Below are 16,633 nucleotides of genomic sequence, written 5' to 3'. Positions count from 1 at the left end.
ATCGGCTGTAGATCGAGCCGGGCTTTGCAGCGTTCTTGTTGCCCCTCTGTTCCTTGGGGCCTGAACTCTTGCCGCCGTGTAGCTTGCAGCGAGAGGAACCCGGTATCGCGTGACGCTTGCATGGTTCCCCGTTGCCGCGCTTGGATGCGCCGCATAGGGCCATAGTCAGCCTCATTCATGGGGTTGGTTTTCGCAGAACGATTCATTCAATGCATTCGAACGTCATTCAATGATCATTCAATTGGGTTTGGCCTTACCACCCGCCGACCATCTTGGCCCCTACCGCCATACCGGCGACGAACACCAGAACGACCAGCAGCGAGCCAATGCTTGGGGCCATCGATGCCATTGGTTGGCGCATGGGAGGTGGCTCGGGAGGCTTAACCGCCTGGCACCCACCGCACATTGGAATGCGTTGATCCGTGATCAGCGACACGCCGCACCGAGTGCAAGCGACGCATCTGGTTGGAGTCACGGTGAAACCTCATACTGGAACGCCCGATCAGCAGGCATGGCCGTCACAAACCGGCATCGGTGAGCGTCGAACTCTTCCCGGGTAGCAATGGTGCGCTCGTACCGGGAGTTGGTCTTTCCGGTGAATCGCTCACGATGAACGACCACACCTTCACGCAGGAACTCGACTTCAGCCGATCCCAGGAGCTTGGTTACGATTACTTTCATGTGACCTGCCTCGCGCCACGATTTGGCGCATTCGAAAACGTGGCGCGGATTACTGCTTCCGGCGATCGATGCCTTCCGGTGCCTTCGGGCATCCCATGCAGTGCTCACAGCTCAGCGTTCGGCACAGCCATGCTTTAACCGGCTGCCAGTACATAACCATGAACATGTGACGCACCCCAGCCATGCAGAGAGCAACGTGAAATGTCAGGCCGGCAGTGGTCGGACCGAAGAAAATGTTCTGGCTGCGCGTCATCACGACGAACCCGCTGATGGCGATGGCCGAATAGATCAGCTTACCCAGGATGCCGTCCCTCACCTTCCCGCTCAGTACGCACCAGGTGGCCCACAGTGCTACCAGGCCGCAGGCGATGGAGTTGATCAGTTCAAGATTCATGGTTAACTGCCTCCCCCGAACCGCTGGCGAATAAGCGCCCAGAGGTCAGCGGCTTTGATGGCTCGGTTGATTGCTGCCAGAAGCGAGCCGCCGAACGTGCCCAGGAGAAAACCAATCCCCGCGACGATCTTCGGATCGGTGACATTCAGGTAGGCGCTGACCATGCTCGTCAGGTACAGAGAGCAGGCCACCCCAGTGACCAAGAACACCATCCAGGCACGCCAGTCGGACAAGTCGTCCTTGTGCCACCAGCTCGCAACAACAGCCCCAATCAGGCCCGCAATCAACAATTCGAACCTGTCGATCTTGTCGAGCAGGCGCTGTAGATACTCCATGCGCTCTACTCCGTGGGGCATGTTTGGGAATTGAATCGGCTCACACAGCACTCCCAGCTCGGAGCAATGGGTGTGGTGGAGCCGAAGAAGAAAAAACCCCTGCATGTGCAGAGGCCCTGAATAGGTCCCTCATCAGCGTGAAAAGTCAGAGGCTCTGAGGGCTTTGGGAAACTTAGGCAATAAAAAACCCGGCGCGGTGGCCGGGTTTCCTTGGATCAAGAGTAAGTTGCCGAAGGCAAAATACTAACTATGGCGAAATGATGCCCTCAGCCGTGCGGGAAGTCAAGCGGCCTCCTGCATCTTGTAAATTACCCCTCCAATTGGACTTAAAGCCTTGGCGTCAATGTCGTAGCAGGCGTCAAAACAGAGCTGAACGAAAGGCTCCCAATCGCGCCCCCAGGCAGCGGATGGAAGCTTGACGCCATACTCGGCAACCATCCAGGCGCGGAACACTTCAGGCTTGACGAGAGGATCAGGATTCGAGGACTGCCCACCCTGATGCATGTAGCGGTAGCGCCGGAATACACCCTTGGCCACGTACATGGCTCGGTAGCGCTTGCTGGTGGTCATACGCTCGACTCGCGAGCAAGCCAGATTGAAGACGGCCTCCTCTGCTTCATCACGATCGTCATCAGTCGGCTCTGCGGCGTACATGGCATTTCCGAAGGCGCGGAGCTGATAGTGAAGTCGGGCTATCGCTGACTGGATCTGACCAGCCAGGGTGCTATGCACAGCGTGGCTCGCCGTAGGCCCACGTTCGGTGTTCTGCACCACCACGCCCAATTGCACTACGTCTGATGTCTGGCCGGGGGCCGGGTTGTACTTGCAGTCATGCCAAGCCTGGCGCGCTGAGTTGATCTTCATGCTGCCTGCCCCTTCTTGAGTTCTCTGGTCTTTGCCCGGTATTCGGCGGTCATCGCCTTCAATTGCTCGACGGTGTATTTCTTGGGTTCGTGCGGCCCTTCCAGCCACTCGACAGCCTCGGCGCCGATACGCTTCACCAGCTCAATGCGGTAATTCACGATGTCGCCCGACTTGTGGTTGTTGCATGGAGCGCATTGCTTGTGGACATTCAGCGGCTCGAATCTTATGGCTGGGTTTGCCGCAACAGTCCGATAGTGCCCAGCGTGATATTGGCCGTCATGGTGGCGACCACAGCTCACGCAAGGCAGATCGGCGTCACGTAGGCGCACCCATTCGTTGAAGGCCTGCTGAGTGTCCTTGGCATGATCCGCCCTACTCTTCAGCTTCTCCTTTCGGACCTTGATGTCCTTGCGCTCGATGTCGGCCAGGGCCTTGCGGGCTTTCGGCGCATGACGCGGCCCATCGATCAGGGCGCACGCTGGACTGCACACCGCCTGGCCCATCCGCGAAGGCACGAATGAGGCCCCACACGTAGCAATGCGGCATTTCTTCGGCTTGGCCGGCTTCCGTTCGATGGTCATACAGCCTCCTTGGCTTTGTGCTGCTCATGGGTGAAGTCTCCGCGCAAGGGCATCAGGTTCTTTTCGTGCTTTACCGCGTGCATGTATCTGAACTTGCACAGCCATCCGCCAACCCCGGCAGCCGGCCTGAACTCGTAAACCTTGCCCGTGGTGGGCGACACGATCAGGTCGCCAGGCATTACGAATCGCACCAGTTCTGCGGTCTCGCCCAAATACCCGCCCGAGATGACAAGAGCCATATCGCCCGGCTTGAAGTTGTTAGTCATAGCGGCCACCCCAGTGATCTTTTTGCGTCCAGCGCACCTGGTGCTCGGCGCCGAAGCAATGAACCCACTCGATCAACTCGCCGCACTGCTTCACGGTGAGCTTGCTTGTGCGTTCATAGATGACGTCGAAGCCGTTCCCGTCTACCGCTGGGATCATCTGTGGTTGATCGCCCGACTCACGCAGCCAGGCGGCGGTCAGCAGGCGCTTCCAGATCAAGACATCCCACTTCTTCCCGGCGTGCTCCACCTGGGCGGCGATGTCGGCCAGGGCCGCGTGCAGGGCCTTGTTCTGCTCCCCGCTGCGGTCCACTTCGGTGATGGCCAGCTTCTTGGGCTTTTCCAGGTTCAAGCCAGCGATGTAACCCATGGCCTTGACGCGGTCTGATTCGTTGCGGATCTGGAGGCTGGTCATCGCGTAACCCCCGCATAGATCGCCACCCACACCGCCAGAACCAGGCCGATGAGAACGGATGAGAGAAGGGCAAGGAGCGCGCAGTAGGCGAAGCGCTGAAGGGCCTTGGATATCTTCATGATTGCTGCTCCCTGACGACCCTGCGGATCCATTCGGCCCAAGCATGCTGGGTGCGTTGCTCGACGTAGAACCCACCCGGAAGCGTTTCTAAGCACATCCCTTTTTTGGCGGCATCCTTGCGGAATTTCTCGCTTTCGGCCGCGAAGTCAGGCTCAAAACTGTTTGGTCCGCTCATGTCAGAACCCCTCCTTGCCGCGCTGCGATTCCCATTCGAACGGAACGACGATCAGACCGCCCTCCCGCAACCGGTCGACGCAGCGGTCGCCCATGGCTCGGCCCAGGTCACTCGCTTCCAGGTTGGAAATGATCACCGTCGGTGCCTCGCGCTCGTACCGGCCGTTGATGATCGCGAACAGGGTGGTCAGCTCGAAGTCGCTCGGCTGCTCCTTACTCACGCCGATCTCGTCCAGCACCAGCAGGTCGGGATTGATCAGGCTGGCCAGGATGTCGCCTTCGGTCCGCTCGCTGTGTCGGTCGTACGTGCCACGGATGGCCTGCAGGACTGCCCCAACCGTGCGATACACCGCCGACCGAGAAGTCTTGTGCAGAAGTTCGTTCGCGATGGCCACGCCAAGATGGGTCTTGCCAGTGCCAGGCTTGCCGATCAGCACCATGCATCGCCCTACTTCGCGGATCTGGTCGAACGTGGCGACGTAGTGGCGGCAGAACCTCAACGCCTTGCGCTGCTGGTCATGCTCGACCTGGTAGTTATCCAGCGTGCGAGTGAGGAAGCGTTTCGGGATCAACGCATCGCCCAGCTTGCGAGCCAGGGCAATCCTCAACTCGTAGGCCTTGTTCGCCTTCTCGCTGGCTTCACGCTCTTCTGCGATGGCGCGCATGCATTCGGGGCAACCGCCCTTCAACTCGCGACCCAGCAGCACAGTGACCTTCTGGTCGAAACCGCCGTGCTTGTCGCATTCCGCCGGCTGGGTACGGATCGGCGGTGCGCCTTCTGGAAGCGCCATAACCTTCTCAGAGCGCATAGGAACCGTCCTCACGCTGAATCAGGCCTGCGGTGTAGTCGCGGTCAGCGAAACCGGTGTGGCGCGATTGTGGGAACTGGTGAACGTTGCTCGCGGACTTCACCTCGTCCTCCCAGCGCTTGCCGTTCAACCACGTCGCAGGGTGCGGGATGAATTGGCCGCCGTCCTTCGTCCAGGCTTGAGAGGCGCACTGCTTGGCCAGGCCCTGGGCAATCTGGTTGAACAGGTCGTCAGTGACCTTGAGTTTCTTCCAGGCCTTCTCGGCGGCTGCCTTGCCCTTCTTGTTCGGGTACAGCTTCCAGAACTTCGGGAACAGATCGTCAGCCGTAGGCGAAGAGCTTTTAGTGTTCTTATCTGTATATGTATCTGTATCTATATGGTTGGCGTTTAGTTGCAACGGATCGTCAACGTTCGTTGAACGGTCGTTGAGTTCCTGTTGCTTTTTGAGGGCCTTTGCACGCGCCGATGCCTTCCCAGCGTTCGAAGCGGTAACCACTTTGCTGTTCACCGCCTCCAAATCAGCTTCAACACGGAACTGCACCCAGTGCGTTTCGGTGACGTGGAAGAACTCGCTCAACGTCTCGGCAACGGAAGGCCAGCGGTCGTTGGGAATTCGCGCAACAGTAGCCAGGCGATCAATTCGAAGAGGCTTTCCCGTCTGCCAGTAGCTGAACAGCAGCAGCATGTAGGCGCCGTGCTCCTCAGCAGTCAGGTGAGTGGTGTCGGCCAGGTAGTCGGCGACGTAGAACTGCATGTAAGGGAGCGCAGCCATCATTCGGCCTCCAGTTTGTACTGAGCCCACAGGCCGGCCACCCAGGTGACGCCCTTCGGAGTGAATTTGGTTTGGTTGAATGCGTGCCCGCTATCGCTGGTTCCAGTCTTCACGTCGAAGCGTCCAGCATCGATGTGGCCGCTGTAGGCCTGCCACTCCCCGCCCATGCGGTACATGATCTTCTTGTCGAGCAGGAACTCACGAAAGCGGGCCTCATTAGCTCCCAGCAGCTTGGCTGTCTGGCGAAATCCCTTCAGCCCGGTGGACTCGACGTACTTGTCAACGAACTCGACTTTGGGCGCGGCGATGGCCAGGGCATGATTGGCCTGCTGCTGGAGCTCAAACTGTTCTGCCCAGGCACGGGCGGCAGCGGCTGGATTGGAAAAGTCAGGAAGAGTTGCGATTACGCGAGGGGCTTCCAGTGCCTTAAGCTTTTTCAGAACAGAGCGGCGAACAGCTTTCGACTCACGCATCCCAACCAGCATGCACTGGTCAAGAGTGAGGCTGTACGTGGCTACCTGGTTGCCATGGACGGGGGTGTAATATTTTTTCACCCCCTCCAATTCATCGCCCAGTTCATCCTCAATGCGGGCAAGGAAGTGATCGTTGCGCACCTTTGGCTCTCCGGCTGAAAGTCGCGCTTCGTTGATCACGTCTCGCAGTTCAATGCTCGACATTGTCCGCGCCACGTTTTGCGATTGCATAAAACGTGGCGCATTAATTCCAGCGGTATTGCTTTGTGATTCGATTTGCATATAATCCGCCTATCACGTTGTTCAAAAGGCCGGGTCACTACCCCGGCTTTTTATTGCCTAAAATTTGGTCAGCCCCTATCGAGGCCCTTTTTGTGTTCCGCCAGTGAAAGCAGCGGCGCTTTGCGCTTCATCTGCTTCAACTGGGTCTGGAAAGCGAGCGAACGACCTGCTTCCAGGTATTCATGCGTCGCGTATTCGAGACTCCATCCAAGCTCAGCACTTAACTGCCGAACCTCGTCCTGAGCCCCCTTCTCCAGCATGTCGAAGGTTCTTTCAGGCATTGGCCCTCCATAGGGCCTTTAGGCCGTCTTATCATTGGAACCAAGGTTCATTTCCCGGATGAGCTCTGCCGCTCCGAGGCGGCGCGCAACCATCGAGAGCTCATGCACGTACGTCGCGAGCTGCATGCCTGCGCGCTTTGCCTCCATCCGCAAATAGCGGACGTCTTCCGGCTTGAACCGGGATTTGATTACTTCACTGCGTTTGTGGGATGGATCGTCATAGGCCATTGATGGGCTCCTTGGTGGCTGATGAATTGGTTAAGCGGCGGATTTTTTAATCTGGCTCTGGCTCGGGAACGGGCGCACTTCCTCAGCCACGAAGGCGCCGTCAGACGACTCCGTTACGTAGATGTCACGACCCACGCGCAAAGCTTTGTTCAGGGCGCCCTGGCTCATTCCAAGCAGCTGAGCTGCCTTGGTCTGGCCCTTGCTCAGGGCAAATTCACTAAGAGTGATTCGGCTCATGGCCATATCTCCGTTGGCATACATGTGCGGAGATTATATCCATGGGATATTTTTATCAAGCCCAATGGAAATAGCAAACTATCCCCATTGGCAATAGGATTGGCCAGATGACTACTGACCGACGCGAACTGGAAGATTGGGAGAAGGATGAGTGCGCGGCGCTCAAGCTTGCGCTTGCCCGCTATAACGCCCCGTTGCCAAAGAGTGATCGCCTCACGCAGGAGAGGCTTGCCGGCGAGTTAGGCATGGCTCAAGGCAACCTGAATGGCCACCTGAACGGAAAGCGTCCTCTCAGCGTCGAGATTGCAGCGAAGGTCTACGCGATTACGGGAATACCGGTATCCGAATACAGTCAACGACTTGCAGCGGATATAAAGTCGCTGGCTGCATCCGTACCGGCTGATACGGGGCCTGGCGAAAATTCTTCAACGAATGAACAGCGTTCGATAGATGGCGACCAACTCCGAGATGTTGCGCTAGCGATATCAGTGATAGCGGCTGGCGCAGCATCAGGAGCACTCACCAAGCCACAGGTTTCGACCCTCCTGCGATTGCGTGACGAAATAGCAGAATCTAAGCCATCCAGCCTTTCCAAACATCTCACGGGCTTGGTTGACGCAGCGTTCAGAGCCTCTGAAAACGACGAGAATCCGGACGACCTCCTCTCTATGCTCAAGCATGGGGCAAACAAAGAGCACCTGAAGGAACAGAGTGGTAATGTCCACCCAAGAAGAGCAAAAAAAACGAGTTCCAAGTCAAATTGATCTTGGTCTGTTTCTTACGGGGAAAAGGGTTGTCGATCCTGCCGTTTGCGGTCAGCACCCTCTCTTTTATGGAACGGTGCAGGTAAAGGGGCGCGAACGCTTTAATGCTTACGTGAAGATGCTTCCGGCCAAGCTCATCTATGCTGAGGTCCTAAGCTCGCTGCTTGGGCAGTCGCTCGGCCTACCCATTCCCATCACCATTCCCGTATACGCCCGCGGACAGACCGTCGGCACTGCATCAGAGTTTGAGTTATGTGTTGCAAGCCTGGATTGCGGGGCGGCGCCCATTGCCCGAATCGCACGACTGGATGACGTAAACGCCTTGCTCAATAAGTGGGCCCACGCTCGGACGGCAATTGTCTTTGACGAACTGATAGCTAACGCCGACCGAAATCTACGCAACATTTTGATGGGTGCAGATGGGAAGATCTGGCTGATTGATCATGAGGAGGCATTGCGCCATCCCTTGATAAGGGCTCATGAAACAATACAGAATTATCTCCTTGCGAGGCTTTCTGAAGACCTCGGAAAATTTGAAATACGCCGGACACATCAGAGGCTCAAGGAGGAGGCTTTCGCGCTAGGAGAAATTGGCTTTAGCGCGCATGCTGAGGCATCTCTCCCAGGCCCCTGCAAGGTTTCTGCGGCTCACGTTGATTCTGTAATACAGTTTCTGCAGGACAGGATTAGCCACGTACCCATGCTGCTCGAGAGCGGATTGGGGATTCGACAAACACACTTAGACTTATCGAATGAACGCCCAAGCGCCTGAATATAATGGAATTCCTGAATTCCCAACGTGCGAAGCTCAATGGGCGCCAGTTTATCTTGAGCCGGTTGTCGAGTCTGGCGAGCGAATCACCATAGGTGTGGTGGCGTCTGCCAATGGTGAGGTAGCGGGGAACCTGACAATTACAGACAAAGCCATCCTCTGCCTCTACGGAGAGGCAGCTGGCGGGATGAAGGCAACGATGGAGCTCGCTTTGAAAAAAGCCATGCTCTACGCAAAATCGGGGTTTATTAAAGGCTTTTCATCGGGTGTTCACGGCGTGATTCTCGGAGAGGCGCGAGAAGGTATTGGCTACGACCTGCAGGACATCCTTTCCCAAGGCGCAGATCTATGTGCGAGCCTTAGCCATATCCATTCCGATGATGCGAAGTCGTCTCACGACCGATCTTCCTACTGGAAGCGCGTACAGAAGGCCATGGAGAGAGTAGATTCTTCGCTAACCCCACACTTCAATAGAATGGTCGACGTGACCATCAGGGGCTCATCCCTTTCCCTGCAGTGCGATTACTTTTCTTCAAGAATCGCGGTGAACGTCTGCAGTATTTCGCCAAATTATCGTCTTGGATCATTGTTCGAAACCGCCACATCCAAGGTGTTTAGGCTTGAGCAGCTGAAGGACCATGACGCGCTAATTTCACATCAGCACAGAGCCGCAATGATTCTTGTCGTCCCCTATGCGTCAGGAGTTGAAAGCTCAAAGCCAGCTGCAAAAAAAAGCTACAGCGACCGGATACTAATGCTTCAGGACATGGCAGAGAAAAAAGACTTTGACCTGGTAACCGTCAACAGCGCGTTCGAAGGCGCCAAGGAAATCCAGCGCCTAGAGCGTGCCGCCGCATAACACCCCGATCGCCCTAACTGTGAATAGCCCGCCTTGAAGCGGGCTTTTTTATGCCCGGGATATTTTTTATATCCATTGGAGTTGACCTATGAATATCCATTGGATATATTCACTCCATCGAGTCACCCAACAGGGACTCGCCAGGGCCTCAAAGCCCGCCACACGACTGGTGAAGCCGCCAGATAGCACGGGATCAGCGAAGTGATCTCCCAGCCCCCTACCTGGGGACCGACTGGAACCAAGTTCTTTAAGTAAGACGGCAAGTTGAGCTGGGGTGATCGGGGAACCGACGCCAACGGTGAGACGCGACATTCGATTCAAGCCGGTGACCGACGCCAGTAGCGGGTCACGGCGGAAAGCATCGCTGGAACGCCTTGGCGACAGGGCGTTCTGGGATGACAACCAAGCAACGGAGCAAGCGATGAGATTGGTAAAGGTCAGCTTCACGCCCGACACCTGCGTAGGTCGTGACATTTGCGATGCCATTGATAAGGCGCAGGGAAGCGAGCTCTTGCAGGAGGCTCTCAAAAACCACTTACAAGCTGCGATGAGGGCCGGTCTTGCCCAGGCAAGAAAATCAGTCGAGGGAGGCGCATGACTATCACATCAAAACAGAAGCGTACGGTGCTGCCACTGATTGTCGCCATTGCCTCGATCGCGACCTACGTCCACATGCTTGGCAGTATCTGGGTCCTACTCGTAGTGCCATTTATGTGCGTGTCTCTCGGGATTCTGGCGGCAAACGCCATACCTGCTATCTGCGCATGGTTCAACCGAGACGGCTGGAAGTAACCAAACAACCAGTGCCATGAACGACTACCCGGCCAGTCCGGTTAGGTCACTCCCGGCTCCATCGGTGGGAGGTCAGTAAACCGATGAAAAAAACCGCACTTGCCTCTACCGGCGACCGGCGATCCGACAGGCCCGAAAGCCTGCCCACGCGCAGCCCACTGCGACGGCGGACGAGGTGTTGACCGAACTGAGTGAATGACCTGGTAAGCGGGTGCGGAGAAAGACCAAAGATTTACTGATGCCGCTTCGATGAGGCGGCATTGGAAATCAACGGGAGTCACAAAATGCTCAACATCAACGAAGCTGAACTGAAGAAATCCATCGTGTCGAACGTCGCCGATCAGTTGCTGCGGGAGGATGAAGACCTCACCGATATGGTCGCCAAGGAGGTGAAAAAACGCATCGACAAAATCTTCGATGAGCGCGTCACCTCGCAGATCCAGAAGGCGATCGACGAAACCATCAATGGCTCGTTTGAGCGTGAATATCGCCGGGTGAATCAGTGGGGCGATCAGGAAGGGCCATCCACCACGCTGCGCAAGGAACTGGAAAAAACGGTAACCGCTTACTGGAACGGCAAGGTAAACCCCGGAGATGGCAAGCCGGCATCGAGCGATTACAACTCAGTCACTCGGGCGCAGTGGCTCATGACCAAGATCTGCGCCGAGGACTTCACGAAGCAGATGCAGACCAGCGTCAACGCTGTAACCGGCGCACTCAAGGACGGCTTGCGCAACCAACTGGCCGGCCAGATGGACGTGATGTTGAACAACCTGTTCCACATCAAAAGCCTGCAAGACCAAGGCAAGGTTGAGAAACCGTATTGAGCGATTTCACTGGCTGGCCTTGGCGACAGGGCCAGACGGGAAATCAACCGGGAGCCACAGCAATGAAAATCACACTGAGTCATTACCAAATCAAAGAGTTGCTCGAGATGAGCGAGTCAAGCGGCGATCCAGAATGCTACGACGCGATTGTCATCCAGATGGGTGACGACACAGCACACAGCGGTGCCGGCCTTTACGCATGGTTCGATGAATGTCCTGAAGAGGGCGCTTCCTACATCGGCGACGATGCCGAAGACCAAGAGCGCGCAAATCGCATTGGCGAAGAGCGAGAAGACGCTAAGAGCGCGGCCTGAACCATCTTCCTGCGCATTCACAGAGTGCGCAGCTGGGTGCGGATGAGTACACACCGCGCAATGCGGCCCCCTGCATCAGGCGTTCGGTGTCATTAACCGACGGCGTGTGAAGCGTCGATAACTCAATCACTGGCAGCCGGGAAAGACCGGAATCCCTTCCGACACCACCCGAATGCCCCCCCCTCCGCGCCCAACGGCAACCAGCGGAGCGGATGAGTGCATTGCGAGCTTTGTTGGATCAATCAACGAATGGAGAAAGCCATGAATTTTCAGCCACCAGATCCGGAACGCTTCGGGTCGTGCTTGAAGTGCAACAGCCTGATCGAAGAGTCGGAGCAGTCCGGTGGCGTTTGCTTTGAGTGCCAAGCCGTAGATGCCAAAGAGCCGGCTTTCCCTGTCGGCGCAAACGAATACGGCGGGCACGGCACCTGCTTCGGGATCACGGTTCGCGACTACTTCGCCGCCAAGGCCCTGCAGGGAATTATCTCAACAGCAGGCGCCCCATGCTTGTTCGGACTTGAAGGGGGCGAAAGCGACACCGCGAAAGCCGCTTACAAGATCGCCGACGCCATGCTTGCCGCCCGCTCAGCCTAACCCCAAACACTGGAGGTCGCCATGAGCGATTGGATCAGCGTCAACGACGAGCGCAGACCTGAGCATCGCTGCGATCTGCTGGTTTCCGTGAAGTACATCCGCCGTCATGAAAATGAAGACGGATCCCAGAATGAGGAAGAAGGAAGCGAAGTAGCAATGGGAGAGTACGTGCCTGTTTGCAACCACCGCGCCCTGTCCTACTTCGACAGCTACAGCTCACCGCACGGCGATGACTGGTGGATCACTCACTGGCAGCCACTCCCCGCCCCGCCCACCGAATAACGCCATCTGGAGGCGACCATGAACGCAGCATTGAAGATATGCCAGGATCGTTACGACGCTCAGTTGCCGCCTCCAGTGAGCGAGTCGGCGGTGGAGATTGCCCGTAGGGAGTGGCTGTACAACGCCACGGAGCAGCTGGTGAGGTTTGGCGCAGACGTGAAGGTTCAGCTGCGCATGAGATCGCCGCAGTGCGTCACGGTGGCCCAGTTGGAGCTGGCGGCGGATGAGCTGGCGAACGCCCGGCAGGCAGACTTTGAGGTAGGCACGCCCGCCCTTGGGCGCCTTCTAGTCGCCAACAGCTGCGGCCGAGCCGACAAAGAAGCCGTTGTCGAGCTGCTGGGCCTAAGTGATCACCCCTTTGGCAAGCTTGGCGAAATTGCAGAAGCCCTACTCCGGCCCATGGCTGACGACGCACTGGCCGCCCAGGCCGAGGACGACGAACTATGAACGCAACACTCGCCCTGTGCCGCCTGGGGCTGGAAGTCGCGAAGATGTCCCGCTCTTGCACCCCAGTGCCGGACCGTACCTTCGCTATGGGCATGATCGAAATGGCGGAATTCGCCGATCTAATCGATACCCCAACCGCCAACCGTTACCGCGATGCACTCGACGAAAAGTTTGTCGAGCGCAATACGCAGCTCAAGGAGGCGTCATGACCATCATCGCCGGATCATTCAAAGGTATCGCCGAGGCCCTGAGAAATCAGGGTTTCTTGTTTCTGGTAGACGTGAAATGGATCGAGCAGCCTTGCAAGTGTGCGGGCCGCTGGACTTGCCGGGTGATGATATGACCGACCTGCTCAACATAGAGCTGATCAACTCCCTGCCTCATCCATTTTGGGTTAGCGAGAACGGCAAAGACTGGTGGTGGCCTGTGCACGATATCGATGTAGAGACCGGTCTGATGCGGATCGACGTATGCGGTCAGCTACAAGCGTGTCACTTCTCGGACTGGAATTATCTGCGTGACGATGCCCATGTGCTCCATGACCAGGACATCTTCTATATCGAGGACGAAACGCCATGACCTCCTACCAAAGAGCCAAGCGCTACTGCTTCTGGCGCGGGTCTGCGATAGCACTCTCCATCCTCACCTTCCTGATGCTGCTCGGCGCTCTCGCTGATCGAATCACTCAATAAACAACACCTTCAATCGCTGCGAGCATCGCGGCAGGGAGTCACCGTGTCCGCACAACAGCAAGTAATCACCATCGACGACATCAGCGCCGATAACGCGCCGGCCATCTACGTAGCTGGCGGCCTGGGCCAGTTCTTCGAGGCGGTAAAGGCAGAGGTCACCGGCGAGGTGCCAGACCTGACCACTGTGAAAGGTCGCGCTCGCATTGCATCCCTGGCCGCAACCGTTAGTAAGTCCAAAAAGGCAGTCGAGACACCTGGCCGCGACTACCTGAAACGCCTGAAGGAAATGCCAAAGGTGGTCGAGGCAGAGTTGCGCGAGTTCGTCACCAAAATGGACAGCCTGCGCGATGCCACCCGCCAGCCCCTGACAGAGTGGGAAGATGCCGATCAGGCGCGCAAAGACAAGCACGTCGATGGCATCCAGGGCATGAAGGACTTTCTAATTTTCGAAGGCGCGCCCAGTGCCGACCAGGTCGGTCACGTCATCGCCATCCTTGAATTGGTTGCGATCAACGACAGCTGGGAAGAGTTTTTGCCCGAAGCCGCCCAGGCGAAGGGCGAAACGCTGCTGAAGCTGCGCACCCTGCACACTGACCGCATTCATTACGAAGCCGAACAGGCTGAATTGGTGCGCCTGCGCGCCGAGGCTGAAGCGCAGGCCCAGCGTGACCGTGATGCAGAGATTGCCCGGGTCGCCGCCGAGCAGGCCAGACTCCAAGTCGAGCGGCAGGCCCAGGCCGAACGCGAAGCTGCCGCACGGCGTGAACAAGAACTGCTGGATCAGGCCGCCGCCACTCAGCGCGCCGCCGCGCAGGCCGTGCTGGATGCAGAGGCGGCCGCCGAACGCCAGCGCCTTCAACTTGAACTTCAAGCTGAGCAGGCCCGTGCAGTAGCAGCCCAGGCCGAGACAAACCGAATCGCCGCCGAGCAGCGCGCCGAGCAAGACCGCCTTGCAGCCATACGCCGACAAGAAGAAGCCGTCGAACAGGCGCGACTGGCTGAGGTTGCCAGGGCGAACGCAGCGGCAGATGAAATCCTGCGCCAGCAGCAGGAGCGCCAGGCAGATGTAGCGCACAAGTCGAAAATCCTGGGCGAAGCCAAGCAGGCTTTGATCGGCATGAACATCAGCGAAGAGCTGGCCAAGGCCATCGTCCTGAAGATCGCCCGCGGCGAAGTGCCGAACGTATCCATTCAATTCTGAGGTATTCAGCATGTCCACCGACATCATCATGCCGCCGGAACAGCGCCGTCAGGTTGCCGCGCCGGCTGCAATGGACACCAGCATCATGGCTGTCATCAGTCGTGCCGCCGCGGACCCGAGCTGCGACATCGAGAAGATGGAGCGCCTTCTGGCAATGCACGAGCGTATGCAGGCCAAGACAGCCGAGCAAGAATTCAACACCGCCATGGCCGAAATGCAGTGCAACATCCCAACGGTATTTGAGGGTGCTGTAAACCTGCACACCGGAAACTCCTACGCAACGCTGGATCACATCACCCACACCCTGAAACCGATCATGCAGCAGCACGGGTTCGCCATCACCTTCAAGGTTGAAAACGCGGACAAGTTGATCAGCGTCACGGGAATATTGATGCATCGAGGTGGGCACCGCGAGCAAACGACCATGACCCTTCCGACTGATATCGGAAAGGGCCGCAACGATGTACAGGCCGTTGGCTCTTCGACCACCTACGGCAAGCGCTATGTGATGTGTGCGCTACTGAACATCACGACCGGCGACATCCGCGACGATGATGGGCAGTCGTCGGATGGATCTGAAACAGAGGATCTTCGCGCCCAGGTCGTCGCAGACATCCTTGAGCGCGTTGGGCAGACCACGACGCCGGATGAACTTAAGGATGTTTGGCAGGCCAGTCTGAAGGTTCTTCAGGCGTCTGGGGACACCAACGGATACTCGACAGTTAAGACTGCGGTCACCGTCCACAAAGCCAAGCTGGAGGCGCCTCAATGATCATCGTGAATTGCACTCAAGGATCGGCCGAGTGGCTACAGGCCCGCGCCGGCGTCATCACTGCCAGCATGTTCAGTACCGCCCGCTCCAAGGTGAACGGACTGACTGCCCAGCAGCGAAAGTATGTGGACGCCATGCTGGCAGGCCACAGCGAAACCAAATCCCGCGACCTGGCAGGATACAAGGCTGCTCCAAAGGCTGAGGTAGTTCAGCGCGCTCTGGACGGAGAGAAAGTAGGCGAGCCATCAGGTGCGGCACTGTCATACGCTTTCGAGCTGGCAGTCGAGCGCATCGGCGGTGCTCCACTGGATGGCGGTTTCGAAACCTGGCAGATGCGCCGCGGCCATGAGCTTGAGCCCGAGGCGAGGATGGAACACGAAATTCAGACTGGCCTCATCGTAACCCAGGTTGGGCTGATCAAGACTGACGATGGCGTGTTTGGCGCCAGTGCAGATGGGTTCATTGGCGATGATGGCGGGTCCGAGTACAAGTGCTTTCTGGCTCCCGACAAGCTCCGCGCCTTCCATATCGACAACGACGCCAGCGATGTTATCGACCAGGTGCAAGGCTGCATGTGGATCGGCGGCCGGAAATGGTGGCACATCGGCATGTACTGCCCACTGCTCAAGCCAGTAGGTCGCCAGCTCTGGTGGAAAGAATTCCAGCGCGATGACGACTACATCGAAAAGATGGAAGAAGACCTTTGGGAATTCAAGCTCTTAGTAGATGGGTACGAGGCGGCCCTCAGGAGTAAAGCAGCATGATCAGCATCCTACAGAACGAAGTAGAACGCCTTCGGAAGTCTTCTAACGAGCTGGCCGCCCAGGTCGCTGAGTTTGTGGCGGCCGGCGGTGAGATAGAGGAAATAAAGCCTCCACCACCGCCGAAACCGGTCGTATACGTACCTCAAGAGCCGCCCGCGCCCAAGCCCTTCGTTCGGCGCCGGGTTGAAGCGGCTCCCCTGCCCCTGGACAGGGAAGATGTTCGGGAGCAGGCCAGGCTAAAGCTGGTGGAGCACATGCGCCAACTGAGCGCCACGCACACCCAAACAGAGGCCGCCGCCGCCCTGGGCATCAGTCGCCGCAACGTCTACAAGCACGCCACCATGAACGACATCACGTTCAAGAAGCCGGAACGAGGCGGTGCGAACAACAACTACCGCCGCGACCAAATGGGCGAGCGCGACGCGAAGTACGCCGAGCGCATTCGTGCATTCCTGGAACTGGGAATCACACGGCGCCAGTGCTGCGGGAAGCTAGCCATCAACAATAAGGCATTCGAGCGGATCATCGCGGCCCACGGCATCGACTATCCAAAGGCTCGGCGTGGAAGCACCTCATGCGCCGCATAGCCCGCACCCAGCAACGCAAACGTCAAACCTGGCTAGCACTGCCGGCCAGCGGAATAG

At 57.6% G+C, this 16,633-nt stretch carries 30 protein-coding genes and 1 pseudogene; 15 read left to right on the top strand and 16 right to left on the bottom strand.

Annotated elements, in window-relative coordinates; genetic code table 11:
* Positions 1-91: 91 nt before the first annotated feature.
* The 16 genes and pseudogenes from BOP96_RS30860 to BOP96_RS12540 all read right to left on the bottom strand — a co-directional run.
* Positions 92-163 (bottom strand): annotated as a pseudogene (locus BOP96_RS30860) (HGGxSTG domain-containing protein); the annotation flags it as partial.
* 308 nt (positions 164-471) lie between these two features.
* A complete protein-coding gene (locus BOP96_RS12605) occupies positions 472-681 on the bottom strand; it encodes a hypothetical protein (protein WP_046382692.1) in 210 nt (69 codons plus the stop codon).
* A gap of 49 nt (positions 682-730) precedes the next feature.
* Positions 731-1,075 (bottom strand): hypothetical protein, encoded by a 345-nt coding sequence (locus BOP96_RS12600; protein ID WP_056786133.1) that lies wholly within the window; start codon positions 1,073-1,075, stop codon positions 731-733.
* 2 nt (positions 1,076-1,077) lie between these two features.
* Positions 1,078-1,410 (bottom strand): hypothetical protein, encoded by a 333-nt coding sequence (locus tag BOP96_RS12595; protein ID WP_056786959.1) that lies wholly within the window; start codon positions 1,408-1,410, stop codon positions 1,078-1,080.
* Positions 1,411-1,692: 282 nt separating this feature from the next.
* On the bottom strand, positions 1,693-2,274 hold the full coding sequence (locus tag BOP96_RS12590; RefSeq protein WP_056786135.1) for a hypothetical protein: 582 nt from the start codon (positions 2,272-2,274) through the stop codon (positions 1,693-1,695).
* Positions 2,271-2,855 (bottom strand): recombination protein NinG, encoded by a 585-nt coding sequence (locus BOP96_RS12585; RefSeq protein WP_073452890.1) that lies wholly within the window; start codon positions 2,853-2,855, stop codon positions 2,271-2,273. The genes BOP96_RS12590 and BOP96_RS12585 overlap by 4 nt, the downstream gene beginning before the upstream one ends.
* Positions 2,852-3,121, bottom strand: coding sequence for a hypothetical protein (locus BOP96_RS12580; RefSeq protein WP_073452888.1), 270 nt, complete (start codon positions 3,119-3,121; stop codon positions 2,852-2,854). Before BOP96_RS12580 ends, BOP96_RS12585 begins: the two co-directional genes overlap by 4 nt.
* The gene (locus BOP96_RS12575; RefSeq protein ID WP_073452886.1) at positions 3,114-3,533 is read right to left on the bottom strand and encodes a recombination protein NinB; all 420 of its coding nucleotides are present in this window, start codon (positions 3,531-3,533) and stop codon (positions 3,114-3,116) included. The genes BOP96_RS12580 and BOP96_RS12575 overlap by 8 nt, the downstream gene beginning before the upstream one ends.
* Positions 3,530-3,652, bottom strand: coding sequence for a hypothetical protein (locus BOP96_RS30495; protein ID WP_256575399.1), 123 nt, complete (start codon positions 3,650-3,652; stop codon positions 3,530-3,532). The genes BOP96_RS12575 and BOP96_RS30495 overlap by 4 nt, the downstream gene beginning before the upstream one ends.
* Positions 3,649-3,828 (bottom strand): hypothetical protein, encoded by a 180-nt coding sequence (locus BOP96_RS12570; RefSeq protein WP_073452884.1) that lies wholly within the window; start codon positions 3,826-3,828, stop codon positions 3,649-3,651. The genes BOP96_RS30495 and BOP96_RS12570 overlap by 4 nt, the downstream gene beginning before the upstream one ends.
* 1 nt (position 3,829) lies before the next feature.
* Positions 3,830-4,636, bottom strand: a complete 807-nt coding sequence (locus BOP96_RS12565) for an ATP-binding protein (protein ID WP_073452882.1) — start codon at positions 4,634-4,636, stop codon at positions 3,830-3,832.
* Positions 4,626-5,408 carry a YdaU family protein gene (locus BOP96_RS12560; RefSeq protein WP_238346838.1) on the bottom strand — a complete coding sequence of 261 codons (783 nt, stop codon included), beginning with the start codon at positions 5,406-5,408 and terminating at the stop codon, positions 4,626-4,628. Before BOP96_RS12560 ends, BOP96_RS12565 begins: the two co-directional genes overlap by 11 nt.
* Entirely contained in the window at positions 5,408-6,163 is a 756-nt protein-coding gene (locus BOP96_RS12555; RefSeq protein ID WP_073452880.1) for a phage antirepressor KilAC domain-containing protein, read from the bottom strand. The genes BOP96_RS12560 and BOP96_RS12555 overlap by 1 nt, the downstream gene beginning before the upstream one ends.
* A 68-nt stretch (positions 6,164-6,231) precedes the next feature.
* On the bottom strand, positions 6,232-6,444 hold the full coding sequence (locus tag BOP96_RS12550; protein ID WP_073452878.1) for a hypothetical protein: 213 nt from the start codon (positions 6,442-6,444) through the stop codon (positions 6,232-6,234).
* Positions 6,445-6,462: 18 nt separating this feature from the next.
* Entirely contained in the window at positions 6,463-6,672 is a 210-nt protein-coding gene (locus tag BOP96_RS12545) for a hypothetical protein (protein WP_032803313.1), read from the bottom strand.
* Between the two features lie 30 nt (positions 6,673-6,702).
* The gene (locus tag BOP96_RS12540; protein ID WP_073453020.1) at positions 6,703-6,909 is read right to left on the bottom strand and encodes a Cro/CI family transcriptional regulator; all 207 of its coding nucleotides are present in this window, start codon (positions 6,907-6,909) and stop codon (positions 6,703-6,705) included.
* A 107-nt stretch (positions 6,910-7,016) separates the two neighbouring features.
* On the opposite strand from BOP96_RS12540, the gene BOP96_RS12535 reads away from it, so the two are divergent.
* From BOP96_RS12535 to BOP96_RS12460, 15 genes are all read left to right on the top strand, one after another.
* Entirely contained in the window at positions 7,017-7,673 is a 657-nt protein-coding gene (locus tag BOP96_RS12535; RefSeq protein ID WP_073452876.1) for a helix-turn-helix domain-containing protein, read from the top strand.
* Entirely contained in the window at positions 7,627-8,445 is an 819-nt protein-coding gene (locus tag BOP96_RS12530) for a HipA family kinase (protein ID WP_138726218.1), read from the top strand. Before BOP96_RS12535 ends, BOP96_RS12530 begins: the two co-directional genes overlap by 47 nt.
* Positions 8,426-9,304, top strand: coding sequence for a hypothetical protein (locus BOP96_RS12525; RefSeq protein ID WP_073452872.1), 879 nt, complete (start codon positions 8,426-8,428; stop codon positions 9,302-9,304). The genes BOP96_RS12530 and BOP96_RS12525 overlap by 20 nt, the downstream gene beginning before the upstream one ends.
* 1,076 nt (positions 9,305-10,380) lie before the next feature.
* Entirely contained in the window at positions 10,381-10,923 is a 543-nt protein-coding gene (locus BOP96_RS12510) for a hypothetical protein (protein WP_073452866.1), read from the top strand.
* Between the two features lie 62 nt (positions 10,924-10,985).
* On the top strand, positions 10,986-11,237 hold the full coding sequence (locus tag BOP96_RS12505) for a hypothetical protein (RefSeq protein WP_073452864.1): 252 nt from the start codon (positions 10,986-10,988) through the stop codon (positions 11,235-11,237).
* Between the two features lie 261 nt (positions 11,238-11,498).
* A complete protein-coding gene (locus BOP96_RS12500; RefSeq protein WP_138726217.1) occupies positions 11,499-11,831 on the top strand; it encodes a hypothetical protein in 333 nt (110 codons plus the stop codon).
* A gap of 21 nt (positions 11,832-11,852) precedes the next feature.
* Positions 11,853-12,113 carry a DUF551 domain-containing protein gene (locus BOP96_RS12495; protein ID WP_073452862.1) on the top strand — a complete coding sequence of 87 codons (261 nt, stop codon included), beginning with the start codon at positions 11,853-11,855 and terminating at the stop codon, positions 12,111-12,113.
* 18 nt (positions 12,114-12,131) lie between these two features.
* A complete protein-coding gene (locus BOP96_RS12490) occupies positions 12,132-12,560 on the top strand; it encodes a hypothetical protein (RefSeq protein WP_073452860.1) in 429 nt (142 codons plus the stop codon).
* Positions 12,557-12,769 carry a hypothetical protein gene (locus BOP96_RS12485; RefSeq protein WP_073452858.1) on the top strand — a complete coding sequence of 71 codons (213 nt, stop codon included), beginning with the start codon at positions 12,557-12,559 and terminating at the stop codon, positions 12,767-12,769. The genes BOP96_RS12490 and BOP96_RS12485 overlap by 4 nt, the downstream gene beginning before the upstream one ends.
* On the top strand, positions 12,766-12,903 hold the full coding sequence (locus BOP96_RS30065; RefSeq protein WP_172314888.1) for a hypothetical protein: 138 nt from the start codon (positions 12,766-12,768) through the stop codon (positions 12,901-12,903). Before BOP96_RS12485 ends, BOP96_RS30065 begins: the two co-directional genes overlap by 4 nt.
* Positions 12,900-13,139 (top strand): hypothetical protein, encoded by a 240-nt coding sequence (locus BOP96_RS12480; RefSeq protein ID WP_073452856.1) that lies wholly within the window; start codon positions 12,900-12,902, stop codon positions 13,137-13,139. The genes BOP96_RS30065 and BOP96_RS12480 overlap by 4 nt, the downstream gene beginning before the upstream one ends.
* Positions 13,140-13,295: 156 nt before the next feature.
* On the top strand, positions 13,296-14,453 hold the full coding sequence (locus tag BOP96_RS12475; protein WP_073452854.1) for a hypothetical protein: 1,158 nt from the start codon (positions 13,296-13,298) through the stop codon (positions 14,451-14,453).
* 10 nt (positions 14,454-14,463) lie between these two features.
* Complete coding sequence (locus BOP96_RS12470) at positions 14,464-15,225, top strand: ERF family protein (RefSeq protein ID WP_073452852.1); 762 nt, start codon at positions 14,464-14,466, stop codon at positions 15,223-15,225.
* Positions 15,222-15,989 carry a lambda exonuclease family protein gene (locus tag BOP96_RS12465; protein ID WP_073452850.1) on the top strand — a complete coding sequence of 256 codons (768 nt, stop codon included), beginning with the start codon at positions 15,222-15,224 and terminating at the stop codon, positions 15,987-15,989. The genes BOP96_RS12470 and BOP96_RS12465 overlap by 4 nt, the downstream gene beginning before the upstream one ends.
* Positions 15,986-16,576: a hypothetical protein gene (locus BOP96_RS12460; RefSeq protein WP_073452848.1), complete on the top strand. Its 591-nt coding sequence runs from the start codon at positions 15,986-15,988 to the stop codon at positions 16,574-16,576. The genes BOP96_RS12465 and BOP96_RS12460 overlap by 4 nt, the downstream gene beginning before the upstream one ends.
* Positions 16,577-16,633 lie beyond the last annotated feature (57 nt).

This window comes from Pseudomonas sp. FSL W5-0203 (genome assembly GCF_001896155.1).
Classification (GTDB): domain Bacteria; phylum Pseudomonadota; class Gammaproteobacteria; order Pseudomonadales; family Pseudomonadaceae; genus Aquipseudomonas; species Aquipseudomonas paracarnis.
Note: the sequence above shows the minus strand (reverse complement) of the source record. Positions and strands in the feature narration are given on the sequence as shown.

What these genes read in the sequence shown, in the direction of transcription:
- BOP96_RS12605 (WP_046382692.1), bottom strand. Translation starts at nt 681, where the DNA reads ATGAAAGTAATCGTAACCAAGCTCCTGGGATCGGCTGAAGTCGAGTTC.
- BOP96_RS12600 (WP_056786133.1), bottom strand. Translation starts at nt 1,075, where the DNA reads ATGAATCTTGAACTGATCAACTCCATCGCCTGCGGCCTGGTAGCACTG.
- BOP96_RS12595 (WP_056786959.1), bottom strand. Translation starts at nt 1,410, where the DNA reads ATGGAGTATCTACAGCGCCTGCTCGACAAGATCGACAGGTTCGAATTG.
- BOP96_RS12590 (WP_056786135.1), bottom strand. Translation starts at nt 2,274, where the DNA reads ATGAAGATCAACTCAGCGCGCCAGGCTTGGCATGACTGCAAGTACAAC.
- BOP96_RS12585 (WP_073452890.1), bottom strand. Translation starts at nt 2,855, where the DNA reads ATGACCATCGAACGGAAGCCGGCCAAGCCGAAGAAATGCCGCATTGCT.
- BOP96_RS12580 (WP_073452888.1), bottom strand. Translation starts at nt 3,121, where the DNA reads ATGACTAACAACTTCAAGCCGGGCGATATGGCTCTTGTCATCTCGGGC.
- BOP96_RS12575 (WP_073452886.1), bottom strand. Translation starts at nt 3,533, where the DNA reads ATGACCAGCCTCCAGATCCGCAACGAATCAGACCGCGTCAAGGCCATG.
- BOP96_RS30495 (WP_256575399.1), bottom strand. Translation starts at nt 3,652, where the DNA reads ATGAAGATATCCAAGGCCCTTCAGCGCTTCGCCTACTGCGCGCTCCTT.
- BOP96_RS12570 (WP_073452884.1), bottom strand. Translation starts at nt 3,828, where the DNA reads ATGAGCGGACCAAACAGTTTTGAGCCTGACTTCGCGGCCGAAAGCGAG.
- BOP96_RS12565 (WP_073452882.1), bottom strand. Translation starts at nt 4,636, where the DNA reads ATGCGCTCTGAGAAGGTTATGGCGCTTCCAGAAGGCGCACCGCCGATC.
- BOP96_RS12560 (WP_238346838.1), bottom strand. Translation starts at nt 5,408, where the DNA reads ATGGCTGCGCTCCCTTACATGCAGTTCTACGTCGCCGACTACCTGGCC.
- BOP96_RS12555 (WP_073452880.1), bottom strand. Translation starts at nt 6,163, where the DNA reads ATGCAAATCGAATCACAAAGCAATACCGCTGGAATTAATGCGCCACGT.
- BOP96_RS12550 (WP_073452878.1), bottom strand. Translation starts at nt 6,444, where the DNA reads ATGCCTGAAAGAACCTTCGACATGCTGGAGAAGGGGGCTCAGGACGAG.
- BOP96_RS12545 (WP_032803313.1), bottom strand. Translation starts at nt 6,672, where the DNA reads ATGGCCTATGACGATCCATCCCACAAACGCAGTGAAGTAATCAAATCC.
- BOP96_RS12540 (WP_073453020.1), bottom strand. Translation starts at nt 6,909, where the DNA reads ATGAGCCGAATCACTCTTAGTGAATTTGCCCTGAGCAAGGGCCAGACC.
- BOP96_RS12535 (WP_073452876.1), top strand. Translation starts at nt 7,017, where the DNA reads ATGACTACTGACCGACGCGAACTGGAAGATTGGGAGAAGGATGAGTGC.
- BOP96_RS12530 (WP_138726218.1), top strand. Translation starts at nt 7,627, where the DNA reads ATGTCCACCCAAGAAGAGCAAAAAAAACGAGTTCCAAGTCAAATTGAT.
- BOP96_RS12525 (WP_073452872.1), top strand. Translation starts at nt 8,426, where the DNA reads ATGAACGCCCAAGCGCCTGAATATAATGGAATTCCTGAATTCCCAACG.
- BOP96_RS12510 (WP_073452866.1), top strand. Translation starts at nt 10,381, where the DNA reads ATGCTCAACATCAACGAAGCTGAACTGAAGAAATCCATCGTGTCGAAC.
- BOP96_RS12505 (WP_073452864.1), top strand. Translation starts at nt 10,986, where the DNA reads ATGAAAATCACACTGAGTCATTACCAAATCAAAGAGTTGCTCGAGATG.
- BOP96_RS12500 (WP_138726217.1), top strand. Translation starts at nt 11,499, where the DNA reads ATGAATTTTCAGCCACCAGATCCGGAACGCTTCGGGTCGTGCTTGAAG.
- BOP96_RS12495 (WP_073452862.1), top strand. Translation starts at nt 11,853, where the DNA reads ATGAGCGATTGGATCAGCGTCAACGACGAGCGCAGACCTGAGCATCGC.
- BOP96_RS12490 (WP_073452860.1), top strand. Translation starts at nt 12,132, where the DNA reads ATGAACGCAGCATTGAAGATATGCCAGGATCGTTACGACGCTCAGTTG.
- BOP96_RS12485 (WP_073452858.1), top strand. Translation starts at nt 12,557, where the DNA reads ATGAACGCAACACTCGCCCTGTGCCGCCTGGGGCTGGAAGTCGCGAAG.
- BOP96_RS30065 (WP_172314888.1), top strand. Translation starts at nt 12,766, where the DNA reads ATGACCATCATCGCCGGATCATTCAAAGGTATCGCCGAGGCCCTGAGA.
- BOP96_RS12480 (WP_073452856.1), top strand. Translation starts at nt 12,900, where the DNA reads ATGACCGACCTGCTCAACATAGAGCTGATCAACTCCCTGCCTCATCCA.
- BOP96_RS12470 (WP_073452852.1), top strand. Translation starts at nt 14,464, where the DNA reads ATGTCCACCGACATCATCATGCCGCCGGAACAGCGCCGTCAGGTTGCC.
- BOP96_RS12465 (WP_073452850.1), top strand. Translation starts at nt 15,222, where the DNA reads ATGATCATCGTGAATTGCACTCAAGGATCGGCCGAGTGGCTACAGGCC.
- BOP96_RS12460 (WP_073452848.1), top strand. Translation starts at nt 15,986, where the DNA reads ATGATCAGCATCCTACAGAACGAAGTAGAACGCCTTCGGAAGTCTTCT.